This is a genomic window from Acinetobacter gerneri DSM 14967 = CIP 107464 = MTCC 9824 (genome assembly GCF_000368565.1).
Lineage (GTDB): Bacteria > Pseudomonadota > Gammaproteobacteria > Pseudomonadales > Moraxellaceae > Acinetobacter > Acinetobacter gerneri.
Genome location: NZ_KB849538.1, coordinates 95448 through 116954 on the forward strand (window position 1 = coordinate 95448; position 21507 = coordinate 116954).

Annotated in this window: 18 protein-coding genes; 9 read left to right on the forward strand and 9 right to left on the reverse strand. The window is 37.3% G+C overall.

The genetic code is table 11. The features are described 5' to 3' along the window. Nucleotides 1–6: 6 nt before the first annotated feature. Complete coding sequence (mmsB, locus tag F960_RS03895) at nucleotides 7–903, reverse strand: 3-hydroxyisobutyrate dehydrogenase (RefSeq protein WP_004858447.1); 897 nt, start codon at nucleotides 901–903, stop codon at nucleotides 7–9. Between the two features lie 14 nt (nucleotides 904–917). Then, nucleotides 918–2435: a CoA-acylating methylmalonate-semialdehyde dehydrogenase gene (locus tag F960_RS03900; protein ID WP_004858448.1), complete on the reverse strand. Its 1518-nt coding sequence runs from the start codon at nucleotides 2433–2435 to the stop codon at nucleotides 918–920. 128 nt (nucleotides 2436–2563) lie between these two features. On the opposite strand from F960_RS03900, the gene F960_RS03905 reads away from it, so the two are divergent. The 4 genes from F960_RS03905 (at nucleotide 2564) to F960_RS03920 (ending at nucleotide 6847) form a co-directional block, all read left to right on the forward strand. Continuing rightward, nucleotides 2564–3445, forward strand: coding sequence for a LysR family transcriptional regulator (locus F960_RS03905; protein WP_004858451.1), 882 nt, complete (start codon nucleotides 2564–2566; stop codon nucleotides 3443–3445). 360 nt (nucleotides 3446–3805) lie between these two features. After that, entirely contained in the window at nucleotides 3806–4771 is a 966-nt protein-coding gene (locus tag F960_RS03910) for an HlyD family secretion protein (RefSeq protein ID WP_004858454.1), read from the forward strand. A gap of 9 nt (nucleotides 4772–4780) precedes the next feature. Continuing rightward, nucleotides 4781–5707: an ABC transporter ATP-binding protein gene (locus F960_RS03915; protein ID WP_004858457.1), complete on the forward strand. Its 927-nt coding sequence runs from the start codon at nucleotides 4781–4783 to the stop codon at nucleotides 5705–5707. A 9-nt stretch (nucleotides 5708–5716) separates the two neighbouring features. Further along, on the forward strand, nucleotides 5717–6847 hold the full coding sequence (locus tag F960_RS03920; RefSeq protein WP_004858459.1) for an ABC transporter permease: 1131 nt from the start codon (nucleotides 5717–5719) through the stop codon (nucleotides 6845–6847). 42 nt (nucleotides 6848–6889) lie between these two features. Here the strand turns inward: F960_RS03920 and F960_RS03925 are convergent, their stop codons facing one another. The 5 genes from F960_RS03925 to F960_RS03945 form a co-directional block, all read right to left on the reverse strand. Beyond that, nucleotides 6890–8083, reverse strand: coding sequence for an OmpP1/FadL family transporter (locus F960_RS03925; RefSeq protein ID WP_004858463.1), 1194 nt, complete (start codon nucleotides 8081–8083; stop codon nucleotides 6890–6892). Nucleotides 8084–8335: 252 nt separating this feature from the next. Next, on the reverse strand, nucleotides 8336–9337 hold the full coding sequence (locus tag F960_RS03930) for a fimbrial protein (RefSeq protein WP_004858466.1): 1002 nt from the start codon (nucleotides 9335–9337) through the stop codon (nucleotides 8336–8338). After that, nucleotides 9334–11847, reverse strand: a complete 2514-nt coding sequence (locus tag F960_RS03935) for a fimbria/pilus outer membrane usher protein (RefSeq protein WP_004858468.1) — start codon at nucleotides 11845–11847, stop codon at nucleotides 9334–9336. Before F960_RS03935 ends, F960_RS03930 begins: the two co-directional genes overlap by 4 nt. Before the next feature lie 13 nt (nucleotides 11848–11860). Next, entirely contained in the window at nucleotides 11861–12589 is a 729-nt protein-coding gene (locus F960_RS03940; RefSeq protein ID WP_004858470.1) for a fimbrial biogenesis chaperone, read from the reverse strand. A 43-nt stretch (nucleotides 12590–12632) separates the two neighbouring features. Continuing rightward, nucleotides 12633–13169: a fimbrial protein gene (locus tag F960_RS03945; RefSeq protein ID WP_004858473.1), complete on the reverse strand. Its 537-nt coding sequence runs from the start codon at nucleotides 13167–13169 to the stop codon at nucleotides 12633–12635. 313 nt (nucleotides 13170–13482) lie between these two features. Between F960_RS03945 and F960_RS03950 the strand changes: the two genes are divergently transcribed. The 5 genes from F960_RS03950 (at nucleotide 13483) to F960_RS03970 (ending at nucleotide 18407) form a co-directional block, all read left to right on the forward strand. Continuing rightward, on the forward strand, nucleotides 13483–14193 hold the full coding sequence (locus tag F960_RS03950; protein ID WP_035373506.1) for a response regulator transcription factor: 711 nt from the start codon (nucleotides 13483–13485) through the stop codon (nucleotides 14191–14193). Beyond that, nucleotides 14139–14846 (forward strand): hypothetical protein, encoded by a 708-nt coding sequence (locus F960_RS03955; protein WP_004858479.1) that lies wholly within the window; start codon nucleotides 14139–14141, stop codon nucleotides 14844–14846. The genes F960_RS03950 and F960_RS03955 overlap by 55 nt, the downstream gene beginning before the upstream one ends. Nucleotides 14847–14912: 66 nt before the next feature. Continuing rightward, nucleotides 14913–15659, forward strand: a complete 747-nt coding sequence (locus tag F960_RS03960) for an IS5 family transposase (protein ID WP_004855273.1) — start codon at nucleotides 14913–14915, stop codon at nucleotides 15657–15659. Nucleotides 15660–15678: 19 nt separating this feature from the next. Continuing rightward, nucleotides 15679–16920 (forward strand): sensor histidine kinase, encoded by a 1242-nt coding sequence (locus tag F960_RS03965; RefSeq protein ID WP_004858485.1) that lies wholly within the window; start codon nucleotides 15679–15681, stop codon nucleotides 16918–16920. Nucleotides 16921–17036: 116 nt separating this feature from the next. Further along, nucleotides 17037–18407 (forward strand): phosphohexomutase domain-containing protein, encoded by a 1371-nt coding sequence (locus F960_RS03970; protein ID WP_004858489.1) that lies wholly within the window; start codon nucleotides 17037–17039, stop codon nucleotides 18405–18407. A gap of 220 nt (nucleotides 18408–18627) precedes the next feature. Here the strand turns inward: F960_RS03970 and F960_RS03975 are convergent, their stop codons facing one another. Both F960_RS03975 and F960_RS03980 read right to left on the reverse strand, forming a co-directional pair. Further along, on the reverse strand, nucleotides 18628–19386 hold the full coding sequence (locus tag F960_RS03975) for a tetratricopeptide repeat protein (RefSeq protein WP_004858492.1): 759 nt from the start codon (nucleotides 19384–19386) through the stop codon (nucleotides 18628–18630). Next, nucleotides 19383–21434: a bifunctional 2',3'-cyclic-nucleotide 2'-phosphodiesterase/3'-nucleotidase gene (locus F960_RS03980; protein ID WP_004858495.1), complete on the reverse strand. Its 2052-nt coding sequence runs from the start codon at nucleotides 21432–21434 to the stop codon at nucleotides 19383–19385. Before F960_RS03980 ends, F960_RS03975 begins: the two co-directional genes overlap by 4 nt. Between the last annotated feature and the right edge of the window lie 73 nt (nucleotides 21435–21507).

A 21507-nucleotide genomic window follows, 5' to 3' on the forward strand; every position in this document is an offset into this window, starting at 1 on the left:
TTTTAACTATTCGTTATTTTCAGGCGCGAGATATTGCTGAATAATGCTGGAGAAATCCAGCCCAGCATGACCCTGTAAACAGCGTTGTTGATACATCTGTTCAGCGAGTCCGCCCATTAAAATCGGTTGTTTAACTTGAGCCGCAGCCTCAATCGCCAAGCCCATATCTTTGAGCATCAATCCTGTTGCGAAGCCATCTGTATAGCCTCGACCTGCAGGTGCATTTTCAGAAATTCCCGGCCAAGGGTTACAAACTTCTGAGCTCCAGCAACGACCGCTGGATGTATTGATCACGCCTGCCAATGCTTTGGTATCAATCCCGAGTTTTGCACCCAAGGCCATACCTTCTGCCACAGCAATCATCGAAATACCCAAGATCATATTGTTGCAAATCTTGGCAATTTGACCTGCACCAACCTCACCACAGTGCACTAGATTTTTGCCCATATGGCTTAAAATCGGTTGAGCATCCTGAAAAGTTTGCGCTGCAGCCCCGACCATAAAGGTCAGAGTGCCTGCGCCTGCACCAATGGTTCCGCCAGAAACAGGTGCATCACAAATTTTAATGCCTTTCGCTTCGGCAACAGCTGCCAAATCTTTGATGGTCTGTGGATCAATAGTACTGCTATCAATGCAGAGACTGCCTGCTTTTAAGACCTCAAATACACCATTTTCGCCCAAATACACATCTTTGACATGTTTTGCAGCAGGTAACATGGTGATGACCACATCGGCATTTTTTGCAGCCGCCTGAGGGCTTTCACAAACCACACCACCAGCTTTGGCAAAGTGTTCAATGGCTATTTCACTGAGGTCAAAACCTGAGACATTCAAACCCGCTTTTAGGAGATTATGCGCCATTTTCCCGCCCATATTCCCCAAACCAATAAATGCAATATTCATCCTTGAACTCCTGCTTAACGTAGGCTAATCGTGGTATTCACTTCGCCAGCTTCATGGCTATCTTCAAACCAACGACTCGTGATGGTTTTGGTTTGCGTATAGAACTGTACCGCTTGCTTGCCATAAGGACCGAGATCACCAAGTTTTGAACCACGAGATCCAGTGAAACTAAAGAATGGAACAGGTACAGGGATTGGGATATTGATGCCCACTTGACCGATATCGATTTGATTTTGGAAATTACGTGCGACTGCACCACTTTGAGTAAATAAACCAACACCATTACCAAATGGATTGGCATTGACCAATGCAACCGCTTCTTCAAATGTATCGACTGAAATAATGGCAAGTACTGGTCCAAAAATTTCTTCTTTATAAATGCGCATATCAGTCGTGACATGATTGAAAATGGTCGCACCAACAAAATTGCCTTCCTCATATCCTTTGACAACGACATCACGACCATCAAGTAACAATGTTGCGCCTTGTTCTACGCCACTATTGATCAAATCAGTTACACGCGCTTTGGCACGTGGTGAAATCACTGGTCCAATATCGGTATTCGGTTCATGACCAGCATTTACATTGAGTTTTTTTGCCTTTTCTACTAGATCATTGACCCAGTTTTGGCTCTCACCGACCATCACAGCGACAGACAATGCCATACAACGCTGTCCTGCCGCACCAAAAGCTGCGCCGACTAAAGCATTTAAAGTCTGTTCTTTGTTGGCATCTGGCATAACTACAACATGGTTTTTAGCACCCATCATGGACTGTACACGTTTGCCATGTTGACCTGCCAAATTGTAAACATGCGTACCTACAGCCGTCGAACCAACAAATGAAATCGCTTTAATATGTTGATGCGTACATAAACGATCCACGACATCTTTACCACCATGCACAACGTTCAAGACACCTGCAGGAATACCTGCTTCAATCGCAAGTTCAACCAACATCATGGTCGATAATGGATCTTGCTCAGATGGTTTGAGTACAAAAGTATTGCCACAAACGATCGCCATTGGGAACATCCAAAGCGGAATCATCGCAGGGAAATTGAAAGGTGTAATGCCAGCACAAACACCCAAAGGTTGTTGCAGTGTATAGGTATCTACCCCACGTGCTACACCCTCAACATATTCACCCATTTGCAATGTCCCGATCGAACATGCATGCTCAACAACTTCCAAACCACGTTGAATATCACCCTCAGCATCCGCCAAAGTTTTACCTTGTTCAGCAGTCAAAACGCGCGCAATGTCTTTCATATTTGCACGAATCAAATCTTGCAACTTCAACATGATTCGCATACGAGCTTGAATTGGTGTATGACGCCAAGTCGCAAAAGCTGCTTGTGCAGAAGCGATCGCAGCATCCACTTCATCCATCGTTGCAAATGGCACACGGCCAATTACTTCTTGGTTTGCTGGATTGACAATGTCTTGCCACTCAGATGTTTTAGATTCGACAAATTGTCCATTGATCAGTAACTTAGCTGTGCTTGATTGAATATTTGACATGGTGTTCATGACCTCTCCTTAGGCAATATTTTTATTGTTCCGATTCATTTATAACCAAACTAGCAAAGAAAACTTTGACCGCCAACGTAAATTCATGCACGATTGTTGTGCAAATTTGCACAGGATAAATAACAAAAATGAAAGTGGATTGGGATCATTTACAATTTTTTTTAGTTTTGGCACGTGCTAAAACATTGACCAATGCTGCCCGAATCATTGGCGTTGAACACAGCACCGTCGCTAGACGAATACAGGCTTTGGAGCTTGCTTTAGGGACACCTTTGTTTAAAAGAGAAGCTTCTGGTTACGAATTAACTTTGGAAGGGTTGGCACTTGTTCCTAGAGTTGAACAAATGGAGCAAGCTTTTTTACAAATAGAAAAACCACATCAACCTTTACAAGGTCGTGTGCGAATTGGCACACCCGAAGGCTTTGGCACAGCATTTTTAGCAAATTTATTGGCAGAATTTTCCAAACAATACCCTTTACTCACCATCGACCTGATCCCCGTACCCAAGATGATTAAGCTCTCACATCGAGAAGCTGACATCGTAATTTCGATCGATCGCCCAAAATCAGGACCATATATCATCACCCGATTGTCCGATTATTGTCTTAAAATTTATGGCAGTAAAAAATACTTAGCAGAAAATCCACCGATAGAAAAACTCGCAGATTTAACCCAGCACCGCTTTGTCAATTATATTGATGACCTGATTTATAGTCCTGAATTATATTGTTTGGAACGCATTCCGCTGCAACTCAATGCCAACTTTCGAAGTAGCAGTATTTTGGCACAACAAATCGCGGTAAGTGCGGGTGCAGGTCTGGCTATTTTGCCCAAATTTTTAGCAGATGATAAAAGTGAATTGGAACAAGTTTTAGCAAATGAAGTTCGATTTACACATACATTTTGGATGCTGACCTTAGTTGATTTACAACATGAACCACGCATTAAACTGGTTTGGGATTATTTGCGAAGTCAAGCAGATAAACAACAAGGTTTATTGATGGATTAAATAAAAATTCATAAATATAAGTCGTCATTGGCATTTATAATTGTTTTTTGGTTGAGTATTAAATTCAGTATTTAAATACATAATTATCAGCACAAAAACTTTACAGCTTTTATGATTTACGCTATGTTAAAAACCAAACATAGTATTTTATTTTTGATCATAAAATTTTAAATATTCAAAAATAATACATATTTTTAAACTTTTGCAATATTTTATTTTTGGGGATCATAATGCTCAATTTTATTTTTTATAAGCACCAATATTTCAAAATTTTTATTTTAAAATAATTCCAATAAAATCATAATTTTTTGATTTTTATTATTTTAAACCTTATAGAATATTTAAAATAAAGAGAATAGCATGATAAATAAAAATATTTTACAGCTTAAATATCTCTATCCATTATTATTTATTTACTTATCTGCATGTGATCATCAAGAAAATTCAAATATATGGAATGGATATGTGGAAGGTGATTATATTTATATTTCATCACCTGTTTCAGGCTATTTAAATCAAATTAATATCCAACGCGGTCAACAAATAAAAAAAGGAACTGAACTCTATCGCTTGGATGATGCTCCTTTACAATATCAAGTTGCACAGTCCACAGCAGAACTAGAAGCACAACAAGCAGCTTCTCGCAATTTAAAACAAGGCAAAAGAACGCAGGAAGTTTCGATATTAAAAGCACAACTCGAACAAGCAAAAATTCAGGCGCAACAAGCAAAATTAGACTTTAACCGTCAGCAAAAATTGATTACAAGTCACGCAATTTCCAAACAAGAATATGATCAAGCTGCGAGTAAATTTGCATCATCAAAAGCACATGTAGCGGAACTTCAATCCCAAATTGATGTCGCTAAACTACCTGCTCGAAGCAATGAAATTGATCAATCAGAAGCCTTAATTGATGCCAATCAAGCAGCACTCGGTCATGCAAAATGGCAGTTAAATCAATCTAAAATCTTCGCACAACATGATGCTTTAGTTGAAGATATTTTCTATCGTCAAGGTGAATGGATCAATGCAGGTAAACCTATTCTTTCTTTGCTGCCACCAGAAAATATTAAAATTCGTTTCTATGTACCAGCGCACATTTTTAGCCAACTTAAACTCGGGCAAAAGGTCAAAATATCATGTGATACTTGTACAAAGCCCATCACAGCAAATATTCAATATCTAGCAAAACAAGCTGAATATACCCCTCCCGTGATTTATTCACGTGAAAATAGTCACGATTTAGTCTTTATGGTTGAGGCAAAACCAGACAAAGAATCTCTGAAAAAACTACATGTGGGCTTGCCCATCTCTGTGACATTTTAAGGAGAATTCATGTCAAAATTTGCGATCGAAGTGCAAGGATTAACCAAGTCATTCAACGGCAAACTCGCAGTTGATCAACTTGATTTATCTATACCTGAGGGCATCATTTGTGGATTTTTAGGTCCAAATGGTAGTGGTAAAACCACAACTATTCGCATGATTTGTGGACTTTTAAAAGCCGATGCAGGACAAGGAACTTGTCTAGGTTTTGATTTGTTTAAAGAAACTAGAAATATCCGAAAAAATATTGGATATATGACACAAAAATTTTCTGGTTATCATGACCTTACTGTACGTGAAAATTTATCTTTTATTTCACGTTTATTTTCCATTCAAAATCGTGAAGAAACCATTGATCAAACTTTAGAAAAATTTGCATTAACAACACGCCAAAATCAACTTGCAGGATATTTATCTGGAGGGCTAAAACAACGATTGGCTCTGGCGTGTTGTTTGATACATCAACCTAAATTAGTTCTTCTTGATGAGCCTACAGCAAGTGTTGATCCCTCGGCACGACGTGATTTTTGGGAAATTTTGTATCAAACGGCAGCTCAAGGTGTAACGATATTAGTTTCCACACATTACATGGATGAAGCCAATCGTTGCCAAGAACTGATTTATCTATCCAATGGTCGGGTTTTAGCACAGGGATCGCAACAGCAGATACTGCATTCATCCAATATTTTTATTTGGAATATTTATAGCCAACAAATTGATTATGCTTATAAAATTTTAAAAAAAATTCCACTTATTCAAAATATTTCGATATTTGATCAAACATTACAAATCAGCTCAAAGCATCCTAAAGCAGGTGATTTAACTCAAATGATTTTGCACAAAGAAGGGATTTTTGCCACAGTCACTTCGCATCCTTTCAATTTAGAAGATGCATATGTGCATCTCATTGCTCAACCCAAAAAAATATATTTGTAGGTTGAATTTATGCACATCAATTTACAACGAATTTACGCTGTTTTTATTAAAGAAATTCAGCAAATGTTACGTGATCGTTTAACGATTTTAATGCTGATTTTTGTACCACTTTTACAGCTTATAGTGTTTGGCTATGCCATCAATACCAATCCCAAATTTTTACCTACAGCCATTGTCTATAGCGAAACAGGTCCATTGACCCGAAGTATCATCTCCGATATTGAAAATACTCGTTATTTTAAAATCCAAAGCTACCATCAAGATCCTAAGATTGCCGATCAGATGCTACAGTCTGGAAAAGTACAATTTATCATCACTTTTCCACCCCGTTTCGAATCTAAAATGGTTCGAGGTGAGCATCCAGAAATTTTACTACTTGCAGATGCAACAGATAGTTTAGCCACCATCAATGCAGTATCTGCACTAAAAACATTATCAAACAATCAGTTAAATCGTTATACACACGGCGTTTTAAGTGATTTACAAAGCCCACCTACTCCATTTTCTATCAATTCACATCTTCGTTATAACCCTGAAAATGAAACTCGTTTCAATATCGTACCAGGTTTGGTCGGCATCATTTTAACCATGACCATGGTGATCTTGACGTCATTATCGATCACCAAAGAACGTGAGTCTGGCACGATGGAAAACTTACTATCGACTGCACTCACTCCCATAGAGTTGATGCTAGCTAAAATTTTACCTTATATCATCATGGGTTATATCCAATGCAGCATCATCTTAATTGCCGCTAAACTGTTATTTGATATTCCCATCCAAGGTAATTTCGGCCTATTACTGGTCTTGATGACCTTGTTTATTTTTGTCAATCTCAGTGTCGGTTTTACCCTAAGTACCCTTGCGAAAAATCAACTACAAGCTATGCAGATGGCATTTTTCTTTTTATTACCGTCGATTTTACTGTCAGGGTTTATGTTCCCATTTAAAGGTATGCCTGAATGGGCTCAAGCACTTGGCCAAATACTCCCTTTAACTCACTTTATGGCAATTATTCGCGGTATTTTATTGAAAGGAAATGGTTTTTTTGATTTATTTATACATATTCAAGCACTGATTATATTTCTAATTTGTTCGAGTGTTTTGAGTATTCTATGTTTTAAAAAACGAATTAATTAAAATAGTTTACATATTTATTATTTTAAAATACAAATATGTTATTTAAAATCGATAACCCATTCGTAATAGATAAGCCATCGCATAGTTACCATGATAATCCGTCGATGTGTGGATTGTTGAATCCAAAAGATCAACATCTATTTTATTTGAATCTTTATAATTTATATATGCCACACTACCACCTATAAAATAATTTTTAGCTGGATTGTATTGTGCAGCAAGCCCCATAAAATGATTATATTTTGCAGTATTTTCATCTGCGATGGTACCACCATAATCAATACCTGTATAAATCATGCCAGACCATTTTGGATTGAATTGTTTAGCAAGACCAATCATGCTACTCCACTGATCTTTTTTAAATGTATATAAATTATTATCTACATTTGCACTTGGAACCAGAGCATGTACATTTTCTAAAGTTGATTTATATAATTCAGGTTTGATTTTAAATTGTGTCCAATCAACCCATCGAACATTAAATAAAAATAATGTTTTATAAAAAAAGCCTGTTTGCAGATTAAAATTGACAGACTGTGGCATTTTAAATGAAGTTCGCCCATTGACTTGCCAAGGTACTGAAAAAAATATTGGAAAATCAAAAGCTTCTTTGGTATCTAAATGATGCGAAACACTTGAGCGATAGGTTAAATCCGTTTGAAAAGCGATATCGGGATTTTTATACATGACTCCCGCAAGCCAACCAAATGAACTATCCTCTTTTAAATTAGCACTATAATTCATGGGCAATCCATAAATACCACCCGAAAAGTCAAAATTGGATTGCGCTGTTTGGTAGACAGGACCAGCATAAATTTTGCTATTTTCTGTCGGCTTATAGCCCAATAGCAAAGATAGTTCCTGCGTATCTATATCGATCTCATAATGATTTGGAGTATATTTTTGGGTATCTACATAAACAGCATCCACCCCAAATGGTTTGTCATAAATTATACCAAATGACCATTTTGGATCTAAATCAACTTTTATTGCAAAGTTATAATTCAGGAAGTTTCCTTTAATATTATTTGAATATTCATATAATACTTGTTGATTTTGAGTCTCTACAACTTTGCCTTTAATGTCAGTATCTAAAACCAAGAGCGTTGCTTCTGCATAGTTACCTTCTTGTAAAAATGCCGCCACAGACTGACCTGACATATCCAATGCAGCACTATTACCGTATGGTGAGGTAAAAATAATACTAGAATATATAAACCAATTTTTAATATTCATGAGACTTTATAGCTGATCATTTATTCAGCATTATAAGCATGAGAATTTTTAAATTGAATGAGTTTCAAGCAAATTAGTTATTTTATTTTTCTTTTAAAAGAGATATTTATCACGTTATTTTAATAATACAAAGCACAACATACACTTTTAAATTTTACAGTAAAAGGAAACTAAGTCTCGATTTCAAGCAAATCGAGTCAAATCAGCATTTTTTCACCAGATAATGTCGATGAAAAAATGCTGGTTGACATTCTATTCATAGCTAATCGTTACTGTTGCCGAGGTAAAAACTTTACCGGGATTAACTTGAGCTGCTGTCTGATAGTATTGAGCCTTAAGTTTTAACTCTGGATTGCTTGCGGTATTTTTATTAACAGTACTCACATTAATTTTGTCGCCATTTTTAACCTTGGTCGCTCCATCTTCTCTTAAAATTTGGATTCCGACACCTGTCGCGTAACCAGAACCGACCGTATTTTTCATGACTCCATTCGTTCCTGCACTTGGATCAGCAGTATATGCAAAGCTTAAATTTAATTTTTGGTCTTTGGTATTGCCACCATTACATGAGAGTTTGATCCAAAAATCTTTTTGTTTTGCCACCGAACCAACACCAGTCAATTCTTTTGCAGAAACTTTATCAAGCTCAACCGTTTGCCCATCCGTCCCATCACGATAAACACACGTTGGATTGGTGATTACAATACCATTAGCATTTAATGTCGAAGTCAATACGGGCTTTGTTTGACCATCACCATTAAAATAATATGTTGAATACAGTCCAGATGAGAGTGCACCTGTCCCAGTAGTCATTGCAGTTTTTACAATATCAACTTTAAACTTACCACCAACCAATCTAATTTCATTTGTATTATCAAATTTGATCTCATGGGGATAATAAGATTGAATTTCACCAGAATCTCGATATAAGCGAACACCAATACCAGTAATATTGGTTGAATATACATTTCCTAATGTCGTCTGTACGGGTGATCCGATCAAAATTTTACCAATAGAAGACCCTCCACCATTACTACAACTTGCAACATTTGCTCTTTCGTTGATGGTAAAACTACCTGTGTAAAGTATCTCTCCAACTAAAGAATCTGGACTGATGGTTACCGAACCTATGTCCATCACTACATTTTGTGCGACAAAGTTATTATTTTTTAACTTACATGCTGCAAAGCTAGAGTTTGACCATAAGAACAATGCAAATACACTACTTGCTGAGACAATTAATTTATTCTTCATTTGCATTGCTCCTCTATAATTTTATAACCCGTGTCTGGCAAAGTTTTTGTAGTCAAATCATAGCTGACTTGACACTGTTGAGCTTCGTTATCACCCCATTTCACGATGACATTGTCTTGAACTTTGTCAGTACGGATAAAGAGCTGGCTACCTTGTGAAACTACGCCGATTACATCGCCTTGACTGTTATAGACATTCGAAGCAAATGGTAAACCTTCACCAGTATTTGTACGTGCTTTGATTAAAAGCGGGAAACCTGCTTTGGTTTTAAACTCAACTTTACTAATCGCACCTGAATATGGTGCAAGCTGTACACTATTGGTCAAAAGCTCGACTTTATCGGATACCCCTTTTGGATCGAGGGTAATTTCGTTGATACGATATGGTGTTACATAAGGGATAACGGCATAGCCTCGTGAATCTACCTTTAAACCCACTGTATTATTGACTGATGCACCTTTCGCTTTGTCTGCATGTACTAACACCATGGTATCTACATTATTTGGACTAAAACTTAGACCATTTGCATGTCCAACAACTGCACCTGATAGATTCAAGCCAAATTGGTGATAATCTCTACCCGTACTCGCTGATACGTTTGCCGTAGTAAATGGGCTAATATATTGTAAATTGGCACTACCAGAAGTTCTGTTATAGCCAATATCGTTGACAGATACACCGTAATTTAGCGTGCGATTTTCATCAATTGCACCACTAATCGAAGTGCTATTGCCATTATCCGAGACCATTTGCGTCAGTGAAACACTACGCTTTTTAAAATCAAATGGCATCGTCAAGGTTAGATAATAATGGTCATCTTCTCGACCAAAAACATCCGTTGTGCGCTGTGCTGAAATGTTATAATTCAATAACTTATAATTATTACTATAACCAACTTGATAATCTGTTCTATGACCTGTGTTATTCCAATACTCATTCCAAGAACCGGTCAGGTAAATTGTGCCCCAATTTTGACCTAAGTTTTGGTTTAAAGACAATTGGAACTGACTTTTTGGTCGACTTACCGATGCGCCAGTAAAGCCACGACGGATATAGTCCTGCGCTAAGTTTGCATCCTGAAAGGTATAATAACCAGCAGTCGAGTAACGGTATGCTGCTAAAGTAAAGTTGGTATTGGTCGGTATCCAAAATTTACTATAGCTTAGTTTATAACTCTGACCCTGCTGTGATTTTTTATCCCCACCGAGTATATCGGTCGTAGAATGTGTCATATCTAAAGCAAGTGCGCCAATAGGTGTTCCTACTGCCGAACCCAATTGATATGCTTGATAATTTTGGCTTAATATCGTTCCCACATATCCTGTAAGATGATTATTAATACCGCGCTGATAGGTAGCTTGAGCAAAATTGTCTTCTTTTAATAATCGCTTATTTCGTACTTGACCCGCTGTGATCGAGTAACGATCATGACCTGGACGAAGCATTTGCGTCAAAGATGCATACGGCACTGCAAAGCGCTGAATCTGACCATTGGCTTCACGCACAGTCACATCCATATTACCGCCAAATCCTGTCGGAAATAGGTCATCAATGACGAACTCACCCGGCGCAACAGATGTTTGATAAATTAATTGATCTCTTTGGCGGACTTCAACAATAGCATTGGTTTGCGCTACACCACGAATGACTGGAGCATAACCTGTTTGAGTCTCGGGTAACATTCGATCATCACTACGAAGTTGCACACCCGTATAGTTAAATGTGTCGAAAAGCTCACCAGAAGTATAACTTTGCCCCAAAGTTAAAATGGAACGAATACTCGGAAATGCTCGCTGTGCGTAGGTATTAATATTGGTGTATTCATTACCTTGCCCTTCATACCAAGTAGAAATACCGTTGTGTCGGAATTGCCAACCCAGTAAATTCAATCCTGTATTTAGAGACAAATAGGTATTATTTGAAGTATCGTGATTGGCTGTGGATTCTTGCGTATTAAAATTATAGCTAATGAATCCTGCATTGATACCACGATCCCACATTTCTGGTGGTACATAACCGCGTGCCTGACGCTTCATAAATGCTTGTGGAACTGATATATCGTAACGCAAATTACTTGGATTCATACGGCTAAAAGCATCAGGAATCCATTTTTGAATCGATGAACATTGTTTTTTGTCTACGACCGTTACTTTTGATAAATCCACACCAATAAAAGCTAACTGTTCTAGATTAAAACAATGCTCAGCAACGTCACTATCGTTATTCTTTTTAAATTCGTAATCTTGTTTACCGACCCAGACGCCATTTACAAATAAATCTAAGTTGTATACGCCTGGTAATACAGGATTACCTTTGCTATATAGCGTTAGGTCCATATTTTTTGCACCACCGACCAATGTTGAATGATCAAATTCAGCATAGTCTGGTACCGAGATTTGAGTTTCATCAGCATAGATAAAAAATGCACTAGAACCCGTGTAGACAAAACTTGAAAGTAGACAGCATTTTGTCAGTACTTTTAGTTTGAATTTTTTTTCCCTATTTTTCATAACCTTTCCCCTATCAATGCTTTAACTCAACGTCCAGGTTATTTGTGCCACCATAATCATTGATACTCGTAATGCTCAATTTTTTTACTGTTGTGCCATTGAGCTCAATATTTTGAGATTGAAACGGAGCGATCATTAATCCCTTTGGAATCAATTCATTTTTGCTGCCCGTACTGGTTTCAGCTTTGATATTCGCAAAACTTACATAATAAGGCGTTGGATTTGTTACATTTATTTGATTGGCTTGAAGCTTCCATTGCAAAGCTTTAGGTGCCTCTATCGGCAGTCCTTTTAAATTTTCAGGACGATAAAATAATTTGATGCGGCTTCGAATAGAGATCTGTAAATAATTATTTGGCGAAGCTGTATCTCCTGATTTTGGTTTTGATGGAATATCCAATACATTAATCCAAAATACAGATTCTCGATCTTGTGGAAGATTCGCATTTATATATGAAATACTAATTGTTTGACCTTGTTTAGGGTCAACACGACTCACTGGTGGAGTAATTACAAAAGGAACCGTGCTTTTATCAGGTGTGATGCTTGCATCACCATCGTCCATCCAGACTTGCATCAATGAAGGTTTAGTTCCATCATTTTTTACCTGAACAGTCACGTCCTTTTTATTGGCTGGGTAAATAACCCGTGTTCCATTAACGATAATTGCAGCATGAGCAGCAGAACAAACCATGACTACGGCGCAAGCAATAGAACTATAACTCAATGATTTTGCAAGCATAATACACCCTCTAAAAACTTAATGAATAATGACTAATGAATAATCATGGATATTCAATATTGATAGATGCTTGTGATACAACTTGACCTGCTTTTGAAGCGCCTGTTGCATAGTATTTAGCTGTATAATTAAATGTATAGGTGCTAGCACCATCTGTAATTTTTTGAGCACCAGTGTTGGTTTGGCTAACTAAATTGATAGCTTCATTAACTGCGCCAAGTTTTTTAAATAATTGAATGTTGACATTTTGAGCAGCGCCAGCACCTGCTGTGTTTTTCAATGTTCCTGCATTATTTTGGTCAGCATTGTCTTGCCCCCAAACGATGTCAACGTTGTCATTGGTTGTACAACCACTTAATTTAATTGAGAAGTCTGTACCACCTGCCGTATCACCAACTTTTAGTAAATCACCTTGGCTAGCTGATGCCATTGTTACCTGATGGAAATCTCCACCTGATAAGTCTTTAAATTGGCAAGTTTGTGATGTAACTTCACCTGAAAAGTTTACGACAGCTGCGTGAGTGGTACCTGCGACTAACATTGCTGATACCAGTGCTAATGAAGTTGTTAATTTATTCATTTTTAAAATCCTACTTTTAGTGTTGATTCCAATTTCAAATGATTCGTTATGTGCGAAATAGAAATCTTTGAAATAGATGAAGGAGGTTTTCCATCCCCTCTTTTTTCAACGCAAAAAGGGTTGGAACATATATCCACCGGATATGAGAGGTATTAAAAAGTGTTTCACTTAGTTAAAACATCACTGTAATTTGGTATTTTTTTGTAATTTGTTTTTTGTAATTTTTTCAACCGTTATTTGCTACACTAATAATTTATTTTTCGATATACCCAAAATTGGGGATGCTATTTTTTTATACACTTGGTATAACTATATGCATGAATTTCAAGGAGCAATACTGTTGGAACAGAATGATATCGTTTTGCCAGTTCCCGTTATTGTGGTGGAGGACGATCCTCTAATCCAGAATCGTTTGCATGAAATATTACATAATATCGGTTACACAACTGATAAACTTTTGTTTGCTCAAAATCTTGCTCAGGCAAAGAAACTACTGCAAACAAATTCAGCGTCTCTCGCTCTGGTTGACCTAGGTTTGCCAGATGGGAGCGGTATTGATTTTATAAAAATTTTAAAAAAGTATGATCCAACCATTTCCATTCTCGTCATTTCTGCTTGGAGCACGGAAGATGCTATTATGGAAGCACTTAGCGCAGGTGCGACTGGTTATGTACTCAAAGAACGTGATGATTTTGAGATTATGTTATCCATTCGAAGCGTTTTAAGAGGTGGTGCACCGATAGATCCATTTATTGCCAATAAGATTTTGAAGCAATTGATTAACGATCAGGAAGAACACCCAAAGAAAAATGGAGCATCAAACGAAAACTCAATTTTATCTAAACGTGAATATGAAATTTTAGTTTTGGTTGCCCAAGGCCTCAGCAATAAAGAAATTGCAAATCAACTCAACCTTTCCCGTTATACCGTCGAATCTCATATCAAACATATTTATCGGAAACTCGAAGTATGTACCAGAACCAAAGCCGTGGGAGCAGCAAGATCACTGGGCATTTTGGATTAAAGCAAACTTCGGTTTACTTATTGTTATTCTATGCCTTGTTCATCACACAATGGGCAAAGGCTGAAATAAGTCTTCATTCAACAAATTCTGTTCATCAATGTGATTATAAAATTCACAATATTGAAAAAGTAAAAGACCCACAAAATCAGTCGACACCTCCACAATCTGGGTGGACTAAAACGACTATACCCAATATTTGGACCAACGATCCAGGATGGGAACAGTATAGTGGTGCAGTATGGTATAGAATTATTTGGGATCGCCATTGTATCAATCAAGCTTCACACAATCTGCCAACATTATTGAGCATTGCGCGTATTAGCCTCGCAGGTAATATTTACAATAATGGAGAGCTTATTTGGTACGATCAGTCTTTACAGGAACCTTATTCTCGTAGTTTTAATATTCCTCGTTATATCACTTTTCCAGCAAGTACCATTAAAGATGAGCATAATGTTACGTTAATCAAAGTTGTAGGGCTGTATGCCACCCGACCTGGAATTGGACGCGTCAATATCGGGCTAAAAGATGATATTTATCCTTATCATCAGAAATTACTGTGGAATAACCGTACTGTTTATGAGATTAATTTTGTTATTTCTTTAGCTTTTAGCGTTTTATTCTATCTGATTTGGTTATTTAGGGTCTGTTGACATTTGTTGCCTAAAAAAATAGCGAGATAGTAAAATTAAATCGCCAAACCCAATTTTACCCCCGCTATGCCTCGTACAATGCTGAATGATCAACACTGGTCTAAGTTACTTTCTATTTTCCGTCACTTTAATATTTATCTCAAACTAAATTTAAGAAATTTTATCGAAGCTATTCTATTTCGTATCAGAACAGGTTGTCCTTGGAGAGATTTACCTCAAGAATTTGGTAAGCCAAACTCTATCTTTAAGAAATACAATCGTTGGTCTAAAAATGATAAGTTTATGAATATTTTTAAATTATTTAGTAAACATGCTGATAAAGAATGGATATTTATTGATGGTAGCCACGTACGGGCACACCAGCATTCTTCAGGTATTAATAATCAAGATATTTCCAAAAGTATCGGTGGTAATAGTTCAAAAATACATTTAGCAGTTGATTCTAATGGTAATCCCATTGAGTTTATTATTTCAGATGGAACTTCCCATGATATTAAGATAGCCCCTGATCTGGTATCAAAATTAGATTTAACTGAATCAGAAATATTATGTGCTGATAAAGGTTATGACTCAGACAACTTCAGGACTCAAATTGAGCAAACAAAAACTAAGTCAAATATTCCTAGAAAATCAAACACTAAGTCTAACAATGATCATATGGATTGGCATATCTATAAAATCAGGCACTTAGTTGAGAATTCATTCTGTAGGTTAAAACAATTTAGAGGAATTTCAACTCGATATGACAAGCTAAAGCGTAATTATCAAAGTGCTGTCGCTCTTGCTTGTATATTTATTTGGTTACCATTGTAGGTTAAGTTCCATACTGCAAATGTCAACACACCCTAATTTTAAAGAAACATCTTTTGGTTGGTTTGCTTCCGCTTCATTATGTTGGGTCGGTTTTTTATATAATTTGTTGGCTACTTCACCTTTTCCATTTACGGATTCGGTAACGCCAAATCGAGTAAATTCGATTGCTTTGCTCTTACATGGTTATTGTTTTACATTATTTACTTGGCGTTTTGTAAGTAAACATTATAAAAAAACTGAACGATGTTATTTAATTCTCGTTTTAGCATTATCCATATATATTCTCTTGGTTCCTGAGCCTTATCTTTATGGTAGCCAAGTCATCATTTTCTTTATCTACATTAGTTTATTTATCTTAAATTGTATTTTTATTCAATATCTTGCTTACGCTATTGCAAGTTTTGAAATCCGCATCTTGGCCTTAGTCTTGCTCACGTTCATTCTGATTGCGGTCAATGATATTTATCTCGCTTTCTATGAACATTCTGAAAACTTTTTGGCCCCCTATTCTTCGCCAATTATCACCATTGCGTTGTCATTGATTTTCGCTTGGCGTATTTTTTTAAATATGCGTCAAATCAGGAAATTTACAGATACTTTAAAAATCACTATCGAACAAGTTACTGATGATTTAAAAATTTCCTTAGAAAAAAAATACAATCTCGAAGTTGAAAATATGCGCTTGCAGGAACGTCTAAATTTATCACATGAATTGCACGATGGTTTAGGTGGCTCTTTGGTTCGTTCAATGATCATGGTGGATAAAAATACCGATTTGGATCGAAATCATTTTCTTTCAATTTTAAAATTATTGCGAAGTGATTTGCGCCAAATCATTGATGCTGGTGCAAATGTCAGCATGGAATTGCCTAAAACACCGATCCTTTGGGGTGCGCCATTACGACATCGTTTTACGCAAATTTTTGAAGAAATTGATATTGATTCAACATGGAATTTTTCTGAAAAATGGAGCAAAACCCCAACGCCGCAGCAGTGTTTAACGCTCTCTCGGGTCACTGAAGAAGCTTTGACCAATGTCATTAAACATAGTAAGGCGACAAAGGTTAGTATTTCCTTGTCCGATCAAGCAGGAAAACTTATCTTAGAAATTTGTGATAATGGGATTGGTTTTGATCCAAGTACTGTGCCTGAAAGCTTACATGTCGGTTTACAAAGTATGCAGACACGGGTCAATCGGATCGGTGGCGAATTTGTCATGCGTTCCCAAAAAGGCGAAACGATTGTGCAAGTGATTTTATAATCTAAGCCATTTTTTCAACTTGATAAGCTACGTAAATACAGCTAAAAATTCACTTAGATCACATCAAAAGCCGTTATAATTGTGCACATTTTTAAACACACAAGAAATTTAGGAATATGACAAAACTTACTTGTTTTAAAGCCTATGATATTCGAGGCAAACTCGGTACTGAACTTAATGAAGAAATCGCCTATAACATTGGTCGTGCTTATGGGCAAATTTATCAGCCCAAAACAGTTGTTGTTGGTTGTGATGTTCGTTTAAGCAGTGAAGATTTAAAACAAGCGACCATTAAAGGTCTCAATGATGCAGGCGTAAATGTGCTGGATTTGGGCTTAACTGGGACAGAAGAAGTTTATTTCGGAGCATTTCACCTTGATGTTCAAGGTGGTATTGAAGTTACAGCCAGCCACAATCCTATGGACTACAATGGGATGAAATTGGTTCGTGAAAACTCACGTCCAATCAGTGCTGATACAGGTTTAAAAGAAATTCAAGCTTTGGCTGAATCAGGTGATTTCACAGCCGTCGCAGCAAAAGGCACAACTGAAAAATACAATATCTTGCCTGAATTTATACAACATCTCATGGGCTATATAGATCCGCAAAAAATTCGCCCGCTTAAACTGGTGATGAATGCTGGAAACGGTGCTGCAGGACATGTGGTCGATGCACTCGAAGCCAAATTTAAAGAACTCAACATTCCTGTAGAGTTGATCAAAATCCACAATGATCCAGATGGTACTTTCCCAAATGGTATCCCTAACCCGATCTTGATTGAAAACCGCGACAGTACACGCGATGCTGTATTGGCACATCAAGCAGATATGGGCATTGCTTGGGATGGCGACTTTGACCGTTGTTTCTTATTTGATGAAAAAGGTCAATTTATCGAGGGATATTACATCGTTGGTCTATTGGCTCAAGCTTTCTTATTGAAACAAAAAGGTGAGAAAGTTGTACATGATCCACGTTTAGTTTGGAATACTTTGGATATTTTAGAACAATATCAAGGTATTGCCGTTCAATCTAAATCTGGTCATGCCTTTATCAAAGATGTGATGCGTGAAAATAATGCGGTCTATGGTGGCGAAATGAGCGCACATCATTATTTCCGTGATTTTGCTTATTGTGATAGCGGTATGATTCCTTGGTTGTTGGCAATTGCCGTGGTTTCAGAAACACAGCAATCACTTTCAAGTTTGGTCGAAGATATGATCGCTAAGTTTCCATGTAGCGGTGAAATCAACTTTAAAGTCCAAGATACCAAAACAACGATTGATAAAATTTTCAATCATTATGCAGATCAAAAACCTGCAATTGATCAAACAGATGGCGTGAGTTTGGACTTTGGCGCATGGCGTTTAAATGTCCGTGCATCCAATACTGAGCCATTATTACGTTTAAATATTGAAAGTCGCGCTGATCGAAATCCACGTCCTATGCAGGATTATGTGGATGAATTGACTGCATTGATTGAAGGATAAAGCTTCGCCCTTCCTGTCCCTCTTAAAAAAGGGGCTATCTGTAAATAAAAATATTTTATTTGCAGAGGTTCCCTCCTTGATCAAAGGAGGGACAGGGCGGATTCAAAATATCCTGATCGATAAAAGTTGTAATTTTCGATATAAAATAATGAAATATAAAAATATTTAGTCAACTATTCCATCATTCAAAATGTATAGCAACGCTACTTTTAACCTGCTCTCAAGGCGATAAAGCAGGATGCTTTAATGAATGCCCAATTTCCATCATTTGCTGTTGATAAGCCGTTTGATTTGCTTCAATAGCTTGATTTCCATATTGATAAATATGTGCAAGCTCTTGTATCGCTTCAGGTAATTCTAAGTCAGCTGCTTTTTGATACCAAAGATAAGCTTGCTGTAAATTAACCTGTTTACCATCCCCATACTGATAGGCATTGCCGAGCATAAACATGGCATTAGCAATCTGATGATCTGCCGCAAATTGAAAATATTGATTGGCTTTCACAATATCTGCTTTTAGACCATATCCATTTTTATAAATTAATCCTAAATAATATGCAGCACTCGGATCTTGCTGTGCATAAGCTTGATTAAAATATTTCAATGCCAATTCTGGATTTTTAGCAAGTCGGTCATCACCTTGAAAATAGATTTTACCCAAAGTCGTTGCTGCTTCAACATTGCCATGCTGAGCAGCACTATCCAAATAAACAATCGCTAAGGGATACTGTTGCTTAAACAAATAGCTTTTCCCCACTGCCATTTTTGCCTCAATCTGCCCACGATCAGCAGCTTTTTTAAGCCTTAAAAGCGAGGCTTCATCTTGACCAAAAGTAGATTGCATTTCTAGTTGATCGATTTCCGCATTGGATAATTTATGATGAAATACAATGCTATACCCTGTAAAAACAGCAATCACCATTCCTATGCTCAAGAGGATATAGCGAGCATAGGAGAATTGAAAAAATGCTTTCATCATTGAGCTTTCGACAAATCAACTTTGTAGATCGACATCCCTTTACCTAAGCCATCATCCGCTTGATAGAGTGATACAAAATTCAGTCCTGCCGCTTGAGCCAGAGGCAATTTGTTTTGTGCTGAAGTAAAAGTCACAGTGCCTGCTGTGGTTACAGGCACAAATGACCAACTACGATGCTGACCATTGGCTACACGACTAATATTTTTGATCTTTTTAATATAACTAATCAATGCATCACGGTTAGCATCTGGTGCTGCATAAATGGTTTTGGTCCCATCAATCCCGGGGAAATTACCCCCACCACTTGCACGATAGTTATTGGTTGCGACGATAAATTCTTGGCTTAGATTGATTGCCTGCCCTTTATATTTTAAATTTTTAATGCGATTGCCAATACTTTGCGTCACATCAATTTGATAACTTAAATCTGCGCTGGTAAACATATCGAAATTATAACCAGGGAACTTACTAATCAAATCTTGAGCAGTGGTTTTACTCGGATCAATTTGATTGAAGCGTTTAGCCGATGTTTCAAGCCAATTTTTTATATCAGTGCCTGACACTTTGACGGCATAAACATTGTTTGGATAAAGGTATAAATCTGCTGCATTATTAATCGCAAGATTACCTGAAGACACATCTGTATAATCCGTTCCCCCCGCAAAACCACTCTTAAACGGCGCACTCACTGAAAGCACAGGTAAATTGGCATATTGAGGTAAATTATTTTTCACATAATTTGCCACATAATCCGCTTGGGCTTGGTTCACGATTTCAATAGCAGCTGGATCACCCACATCAGCAAAATAACTGGTCATATTAAAATCTGTCGTGCCAATCGGTGTCTTCACATACTGGATCGTTGCTTGATGCTCAGCACTAATCGCTTTGGCAATGCTTGGGTCTACATCAATATACGATTTATCAGCATTTTGAATACTACGTGCTTCGACTTGGGTTTTAGATTTATCTACCACCCATTTTTTACCATCAAAGACTAAGTTGAGTTGGATGACCCCGAGGACTTTACCCCAAAAGCTACTCATGACCGTTGGCACACCATTGACCAATCCTTTGCTTTTATCTACCCCAGCAAGGTTGAACTGTGGCGTCGTGCTGTCTTTATTTGGGAAAGTATCATGTGAATGTCCGATTAACATCGCATCCACATCTTTGACTTTCGATAAATAGAAACTGCCATTTTCCATGGTCGGTGAATACGGACTACTATCCAAACCGCCATGTGAAATCACGACAATTAAGTCTGCGCCTTCTGCTTTCATTTTTGGAATAAATTCTTCTGCAGCTTCTTTCACACCAACGGTATAAACCTTACCTTCTAACCAACGTTTATCCCAATTTAAAATTTGTGGTGGTGCGAAACCAATAATGCCCACTTTTACTGTAGATGTAATTTTTTTGCCATCTGGAGTAATAGCACTGATCTGTTTTTCGATAATTTTATAAGGCTTAAATAGTGGCTGTTTGCTTTTTGCACTGTATACATTGGCCAAGACTTGTGGGAATGTCGGCCCTGAACAATTCGGCTGAGCACTTGGGCTGGCGATGCCCTCTACATCAAATTTACTATTGGTCACTTGATTTAAAAAAGGTAATCCATAGTTAAACTCATGATTGCCAATCCCACCCCCATCAAATTTAAGCTGATTCATCACTTTATAAATCGCTAAAGTTTGATCACATTTGATCGGATTTACCGTCGCTTGATAGTCAGCCAAAGCTGTACCTTGAATAGTATCGCCATTATCCAAAAGTAAATTATTTGGAAATTGCTGACGTGCCTGATTGATCAGTGTGGCTGTACGCTCCAAACCAACGGATTTGTCTTCGGCAAGTTTAAAATAATCATAACTTAAAACATTGCTATGCAAATCAGTTGTTTCCAATAAGGCTACTTGAGCAGTTGTGCCTTGAACTGTCGGATTGATCGGTGTTGGTATGACTGTTTCTTTATCATCATTACAACCTTGTAAAATGAATGCACAAAATATAAGTGTTGATGGAAACACGATTTTTGTTTTTGGCATGTTATTCCTCAGTATTATTTTCAATTTGGGGAATAGTGTGCGGACTCGCAATGAAGAATTTGTGACGATTGAA